Annotated in this window: 11 protein-coding genes; 8 read left to right on the plus strand and 3 right to left on the minus strand. The window is 45.4% G+C overall.

Annotation, left to right across the window (positions count from 1 at the left end; translation table 11 throughout):
* Positions 1 to 9 precede the first annotated feature (9 nt).
* The 3 genes from BN4275_RS05210 to BN4275_RS05220 all read right to left on the minus strand — a co-directional run bounded on the left by BN4275_RS05210 (position 10) and on the right by BN4275_RS05220 (position 1,821).
* Positions 10 to 396: a hypothetical protein gene (locus BN4275_RS05210; protein WP_066454918.1), complete on the minus strand. Its 387-nt coding sequence runs from the start codon at positions 394 to 396 to the stop codon at positions 10 to 12.
* Positions 397 to 713: 317 nt separating this feature from the next.
* Entirely contained in the window at positions 714 to 1,205 is a 492-nt protein-coding gene (locus tag BN4275_RS05215) for a zinc ribbon domain-containing protein (protein ID WP_066454920.1), read from the minus strand.
* A 76-nt stretch (positions 1,206 to 1,281) separates the two neighbouring features.
* Complete coding sequence (locus tag BN4275_RS05220; protein ID WP_066454923.1) at positions 1,282 to 1,821, minus strand: hypothetical protein; 540 nt, start codon at positions 1,819 to 1,821, stop codon at positions 1,282 to 1,284.
* Between the two features lie 403 nt (positions 1,822 to 2,224).
* Between BN4275_RS05220 and BN4275_RS05225 the strand changes: the two genes are divergently transcribed.
* The 8 genes from BN4275_RS05225 (at position 2,225) to BN4275_RS05260 (ending at position 6,166) form a co-directional block, all read left to right on the plus strand.
* Complete coding sequence (locus tag BN4275_RS05225; protein ID WP_066454925.1) at positions 2,225 to 2,473, plus strand: hypothetical protein; 249 nt, start codon at positions 2,225 to 2,227, stop codon at positions 2,471 to 2,473.
* Positions 2,474 to 2,766: 293 nt separating this feature from the next.
* Positions 2,767 to 3,078 (plus strand): hypothetical protein, encoded by a 312-nt coding sequence (locus BN4275_RS05235; RefSeq protein ID WP_066454932.1) that lies wholly within the window; start codon positions 2,767 to 2,769, stop codon positions 3,076 to 3,078.
* Between the two features lie 35 nt (positions 3,079 to 3,113).
* On the plus strand, positions 3,114 to 3,524 hold the full coding sequence (locus BN4275_RS05240) for a helix-turn-helix domain-containing protein (RefSeq protein WP_161940183.1): 411 nt from the start codon (positions 3,114 to 3,116) through the stop codon (positions 3,522 to 3,524).
* Between the two features lie 204 nt (positions 3,525 to 3,728).
* Positions 3,729 to 3,887 (plus strand): hypothetical protein, encoded by a 159-nt coding sequence (locus BN4275_RS17225; protein WP_154018832.1) that lies wholly within the window; start codon positions 3,729 to 3,731, stop codon positions 3,885 to 3,887.
* A 39-nt stretch (positions 3,888 to 3,926) separates the two neighbouring features.
* Entirely contained in the window at positions 3,927 to 4,394 is a 468-nt protein-coding gene (locus BN4275_RS05245) for a hypothetical protein (RefSeq protein ID WP_161940184.1), read from the plus strand.
* Between the two features lie 21 nt (positions 4,395 to 4,415).
* Positions 4,416 to 4,829, plus strand: coding sequence for a hypothetical protein (locus tag BN4275_RS05250; protein WP_066454941.1), 414 nt, complete (start codon positions 4,416 to 4,418; stop codon positions 4,827 to 4,829).
* A gap of 39 nt (positions 4,830 to 4,868) precedes the next feature.
* The gene (locus BN4275_RS05255) at positions 4,869 to 5,624 is read left to right on the plus strand and encodes a hypothetical protein (protein WP_079988084.1); all 756 of its coding nucleotides are present in this window, start codon (positions 4,869 to 4,871) and stop codon (positions 5,622 to 5,624) included.
* Positions 5,621 to 6,166, plus strand: coding sequence for a hypothetical protein (locus BN4275_RS05260; protein ID WP_066454944.1), 546 nt, complete (start codon positions 5,621 to 5,623; stop codon positions 6,164 to 6,166). The genes BN4275_RS05255 and BN4275_RS05260 overlap by 4 nt, the downstream gene beginning before the upstream one ends.
* The last annotated feature ends 70 nt before the right edge of the window (positions 6,167 to 6,236 follow it).

Consider the following 6,236-nt stretch of genomic DNA (forward strand, 5'->3'; position numbering starts at 1 on the left):
TTGTGATGATCATATTCCAAGTGCTGTTTTTAACAATCCTAGCGCCGCGATTAATACACTTATTGCTGTTAATATGCAGCACATAACACCCGCCTTCGCGGCAACGCTAGAATCTCTAGATGATTTTTCTTGTATCTTTGCAGAATGCAGATTTTCTAGGTATTCCATTATTGCATGCTTTCCTTCAAGAGAAATCGAAAATGTCGAACCGTTCCGTATGACGGAAGCATCCCCGTTAAAATGATGGTTAATGTAATCGGCCTTTTCAAGCGCATATAAAATTTCCTTTAACTCTAATTCGTCTACTTTTGGAAACCTTTCCTTTATGTCAGGGAAAGCTAAATTTTCATCTGATATTGTTTGTAAAATTGAATAGTATGTTTTGTCAAGATACATTCTGTCACCCCTGGCCCCGCTTCGGCGGGGCTTTTCATTTATGCCTATAGAATATGGATACCCACACAAAAGAGACAATCCATAATGACCCCAAGTAAGTCGCAACAAGTCCCAAAATATGAACCCAGGAAAAGTTTATTGTCGCTACAATCGCCATAGCTATTAAAACTATAATCGATAGGACAGACAGAATAAATTTAACCACCTGGCTAAAAAATGCGCCTCTGCTTACCGTTGCAATTGAAGCCACAGAAGCAGTTATGCAAACCGATATATAGATTAAAGGAATAGACATGATTACACCGTCCTTTTTTGCGTTATCCCATGAAGTTTATATTTTTTGCAAACCAATCAGAATATTTCCAATATTGTTCTTCCGTGGTAATTAAATCTCCGTTTTGATCTCGCCAATTTAAATCTTCTATCATTTCATCCCGGAAAACCTGCCGCAAAGATTCGACCTCTTCGGCGGTATACATCACAGAGATAGAATCTAACAGATCGCGGTTGGCCTGGGACAACTCGTCACATTCTTTTTGCAAGGGGTCTAATTGGTTTTGTAAATCTGTGGCGAGAAAATAATAGTTTTCGGCGGCAGCGTAATTATAGTTGTTTAAATACAGGATATAGCCAAAGGCCGCGACGGTTAGAAGCAATATTAACATAAAGGTTCGAAACTTTAAAAATCGAGCTTTGCCAGATTGGTTAATAATCAGATAGCCTTTTCCGGCAAAACGATATTGCCCGCAGCTTTTACAAAATTGATAATCATCGTCATTGTCAGCTCCGCACTTCCAACATTTTGTCATGGATATGCCCTCCCGCCATTTCGCTATCATTGATTCATTTTAGTTTCGAATAGATTCAAGAGAAAAATTGCCAAAGTTATCTAACGCTTTCGATATGTCTCATAATAAAATTCCCCTGTGGATCTTTTAAAGCGAGAACGCCGCTTTCAAACAATTCTTGTAGCAAGTTCGCGTCAAATAATACAGATGAATATAGTATTTTTCTTACCTTACTCCACCACACATTAACTCCAATCATGGCCCCTAAAACAGATATGAACATACACAGCATCCAATTGGGTGCAGAAACAAATAAACAGATAGAAGAAAGCACCAAGACAACCGATAGGGAAATTAGGCCTTCGTGATAAAAGACGGTAACGATGATTGAAAGAAGAAAAAATGAGATGTAGACCCATGAGAGCTTTAAGACAAATATTGCTACGGACAAAAAACCGATGGAGCATAAATAAGGTAAAAACATTAAAAGTCTTGCGTTTTTACTGAGATAGCAAGCGGCATCGTTCATGCGTGATCTAGCATAACTGCTAAATATTACCCGAACTTCCCCCGCCTTAATACTTCTTTGCATTTCAAGGAACGATTCAAAAGGAGTTCCGACCAAAGAATTTTCCATGCTTCAAGCCTCCGTCATTTTTACTACATTTGTTGAAAATAATTGTTCATACAGCTAAAGTTCTCTAAATCGTACCAAAACTCTTGACTGGTTCGATTTGGAGAACTATAATATAACTAAGCTATTAAACCCCACAAAAAACCAAGCCCCTCACTGGAGCGGTTATTCAGTTGGTTGGCACTTACAGAATAACATGTTTTTCGCGGTCGTTCAATAGCTTTTCTCACAAAAATAAAAGCAACATTTGCGCAGATTGTGAGAAAACCCGTTTACGCTGCAATAAAGCTGCCGCAAAGGCACGATCTCACGGGCCAAGTGTTTTCGTCTGCTTCGCGGGCGTGGTTAACCCGCTTATGCGTCAACAAGATTTTAAATGACGTGCGGATACCGTGTGGTGCGCGGTATGTCTTTACGGCAACTTTATTGCAGCGTGGGCGATGACAACAAAAAGGAGGTGTTTACCATCGTATCAGATTACTTTCTGGCTGAAATTGACCGTCAAAAGCGGCTGCAAAAATTGACCTATCGCGATATCGCGAAAAAAGCCGGAATCAATTATGGCACAATGCGCAAGTTCATGTGCGGCACATACAACGGCGATAACGAGCGAATCGCGGATCTGATCGCAGCCGTCCTAAAGATTGAGAGGTGAAGAAAGTGGGAACGGAAAGCTGTATGGAACCCGATGTGTACACAAAGAAAATCAGGGTTTTGCTGGACTTGAAAACCGGGAAGGTTTTACGTGAAGAGCTCATAGACTGCGAGCCATACCCAAACACAATGCGGCTTTTCGCGGAATGTCTTGTCCGACATGGATTCTTGGAGAAGATCAAGGAAGAATCCACGGCATGATGAATGTATCAAAGCTGTTTATCCGTCTGCAAACCGAATGGCAGGATAGGCAGGAACAGGAAGCAAAGATCAAATGGCTGGAAGGAGAGCAACATGTTTTGGAAATCCCTGAGAACTCAAAACGAAAGGTTAAAAGCCGCTGGGAAAGCGCTCGCAGAAAAATACAAAACACTTGAAAAGGAAAACGACGAGTTAACAGCTAAAGCAAGGTCGCTAGAAGGTAATCTCAACTCCCTGAAAAACGTGGTAAAGGTCTGTAAAGAACAGAAGTTTTGCGAGGTTTGCAAGTTCGGGGCAAGGCGAAAATGGAATGTATATATCCCTTTTGGCGGAATGCACGAATGCAGCGAAATGATATGCCTTAAAAATGTTTCATGCGAAGATTTTGAGAAGCAAGAGACTTGACGGACAAGCACCCCAAAAGAAAAAGGATGGTGAAAGTGAACTACCTAAAAAAACTACGCGGACAGCGCCCGCAAAGAGAACTTGCCCGCACCCTGAAAATTCGCGTCCCGGACTACTCCCGATACGAAACCGGCAAAGCGAACCCCACGCCGGAGCAGATGAAAGCCCTGTGTGAATTTCACTGCTGCAAAACCGGAGCGCTCTACGACCGTGAAGATTGGGACTATGACCTTATCGACCCCGTAAAGCCCCGTGAGACGCGCAGAAGCGGGAAGGGCACAGGGATATTAAAATTCTCCGTGCGGCTCACAGAGGGGCTTGCAAACCGCATTCAGGAGCAGTGCAGGACATTGGGAATGACGCAGGCGCAATACCTGAAACGCTGTGCTGACCTGATGGACAAGGAGTTGATCTCACATGAAGCTCTGCGACCATTACAAGAATGAATACTCCTGTCTGACCTGCCCATATCCGGCGGATACACTTCCCTGTGAAGAAAACGAACGCAAGATACAGAGTGAGCGGGATCGGCAATCCCGGAAAAGGCATTGGGAGGATCGGACGGAGCATCACCGAAAATATTACGCGGCACACCGGGAAGAAGTGATTCGTAAAAACCGGGAGCGGCGGCAGAAAAGGAGGGGACAAGCATGACGGCGGACGGATTGTTTTGGATGATGTTTTTCGCGGCGTGGTGTCTGTATCTGGCAGTCAGCGCGGCGATTATGGAGAGCCTGATACCGTGGATAAAAAAGAAACGCCCTGCGAGGCTGGCACCTCGACAGAGCGAACAAAGAAAATACCTTTAACCCCATTGTAAACATAGAAAGGCGGAAAGTCAAGTGTCATTGAAAAAAGTGAAGTACATAAATCGAAAAGCTCTGGCTATGATCTATCAGCTTCTTGCGAGCGACAACCAGCCGCCCGCAATTTATGAAGAAGAAAAGGCGTATTGGGTAACAAATGGATATGTTGTCTATGCATTCCGAAAGAACACATTTATTTTCAATCCAGCCATATTCAGGCCGTACGACATTGGGAGCTATATCGACCTCGTAAGAGAGAAGGCCACGACCGTAGTTCGCGTGAACAGTTTTCGTTCGTCAAGGAATGAAAAGGTAACGATTGCAAAACTCACCCCGGAAGATGGGAGCGAATGCGCGGTTTACGTCAATAAGGAATATCTGGATTCCTTTTCGAAGGAGTGCATGTTTTTAACAACTGGCAATCCGCTTGATCCTATTTATGTAAAGTCCTTTTATGGAGAAGAATGCGGAATCATTCTGCCGATCAGGGTATCAAGTGAAGGCTGGTGAAGTCAAGTGCAGGAAAACGGAATGCTGATCGGTGCAGATAGGTACGATGTACAATTGCGGGAACCGAAAATGACGAAATGCGCCCGCTGCGGGGAAGATGTACCGGAATATGAAACGGTCGAGATCGGCAAGGCTACCGTCTGCCGGGACTGCATAGCCGACTACTGCGACGATCTTTTCCCGGAGTATGGGCAACTCTACCTGAACGAAAATGCGAAACACTACATAGAAATCGAGAACATCCCACTTGACAGCGACGACCTTTATTTGAACTGGTGGTTTCACAATCTCGAACGCACTGACCGGCTGCGGGTCTTGCAGGGGATATACCTTTTGGAATCCGCATCGGTCGGCGGAGAAGAGTTGAAGGAATGGGAAAGAGCCTTTGTCACCCAGTCGGATGACTGGATCGGTTTTGTAAAGGATCACGCATGAAAAGCGGGGTCGTTTTAGACGTAAAGGAGGATTAAGGTGTTGTTTCAAAAAACAATTCCACGGCTGAGAGCCGATGACATTGAAGTTAAGGTTAAAAAAGTTACGGCAAATGGCGCGATCGCGCTGCTCTACAAGACCGCCCGAACGGATATGAAAATATTGGATGAATGCGCCGGACCGGAAAACTGGCAGGACGAGTACCGCGAGATCAAGGGCAACCTCTACTGTACGATCAAGGTGCGGAATCCTGAAACCGGCGAGTGGATCGGAAAGACCGATTGCGGTATTGAAAGCCGGGAGGACGATGAAGGAAACCAGAAAAAGGGAGAGGCATCGGACGCATTCAAGCGGGCGGGGTTTAAATGGGGAATTGGGAGGGAACTTTATACCGCGCCGTTCATCTTCCTGAATGTGCCAACGAAAAAGGTGGAAGGCAGTGGAAAACCACGGTATGAGCTGGAAAACACATTCGCACGATTTTCAGTGAAAAGCATTTCCTACGACGATGACGGCGCAATTCGTTCGGTTGTAATCGTGGACGACAAGGGCAAACAGGTATTTCCGGTAGGAAAGCAGGAACCGAAAAAGCAGGATATGCGCGATAAGGTCACAATAGATCAGATCAACGAGCTTTCTTTTGAATTACAGCGCACGGGCTGGAATGTACAAGGCATGCTTGATTACATAAATAAGAAACTGGGATATAGCTATAAACGGATTGAGGATTTGACCTTTGCCGGTTACAAGTTTATTCTCCCTGCGCTGAAAGGCAAACCGGACAAGGCGGCGCAATGAAACGGATCAAGTTTGATGATGTGCGGACACAGCAGGATACTACCGGGATGTGGCTGATGCTTAGAATTCCCCCAGCCTTCCGTTTACCAGCGCGGGTACTTTGTGGGGAAATAAATCCCGGTGAACTATACGTCGCAGAGATTAAGAAATTCAGGGAAAAGAGATCCTTAGATGCAAACGCCTACTTCTGGACACTCTGCGGGAAGCTGGCGGCAGTGACCGGTATTCCAAAGAATGAGATTTACCGTGAATACATTCGGGAAATCGGGGACAACTTCGACATTGTGCTTGTGAAGGCTGGGGATGTCGCGTCACGCAAAAAGCGCTGGGAGGCGCGCGGAATGGGATGGATCAGTGAGTTGGTTGGCCCTTCGGCAGTTCCGGGATATCTGGAAATTGCCGAATATTACGGTTCGTCGTCCTATGATTCAGCGCAAATGACCCGCTTGATTGATCTGGTGGTATTTGACTGCAAGGAGCAGGGAATTGAAACGGCGACGCCGGACGAACTGGCCCGGATGAAACGGGAGTGGAACCAATGAGCAGGATGTCTAAAGCATGTGATATCCCGCCAAAGGTCAAAGCCATTGTTTGGGAGCGTGACGGGGGCTG

It is taken from the genome of Anaerotruncus rubiinfantis (assembly GCF_900078395.1).
Lineage (GTDB): Bacteria > Bacillota > Clostridia > Oscillospirales > Ruminococcaceae > Anaerotruncus > Anaerotruncus rubiinfantis.

Coding starts and splice junctions, on each gene's coding strand:
- BN4275_RS05210 (WP_066454918.1), bottom strand. CDS start 396: ATGTATCTTGACAAAACATACTATTCAATTTTACAAACAATATCAGAT.
- BN4275_RS05250 (WP_066454941.1), top strand. CDS start 4,416: ATGCTGATCGGTGCAGATAGGTACGATGTACAATTGCGGGAACCGAAA.
- BN4275_RS05235 (WP_066454932.1), top strand. CDS start 2,767: ATGTTTTGGAAATCCCTGAGAACTCAAAACGAAAGGTTAAAAGCCGCT.
- BN4275_RS17225 (WP_154018832.1), top strand. CDS start 3,729: ATGACGGCGGACGGATTGTTTTGGATGATGTTTTTCGCGGCGTGGTGT.
- BN4275_RS05260 (WP_066454944.1), top strand. CDS start 5,621: ATGAAACGGATCAAGTTTGATGATGTGCGGACACAGCAGGATACTACC.
- BN4275_RS05215 (WP_066454920.1), bottom strand. CDS start 1,205: ATGACAAAATGTTGGAAGTGCGGAGCTGACAATGACGATGATTATCAA.
- BN4275_RS05225 (WP_066454925.1), top strand. CDS start 2,225: ATGTCTTTACGGCAACTTTATTGCAGCGTGGGCGATGACAACAAAAAG.
- BN4275_RS05220 (WP_066454923.1), bottom strand. CDS start 1,821: ATGGAAAATTCTTTGGTCGGAACTCCTTTTGAATCGTTCCTTGAAATG.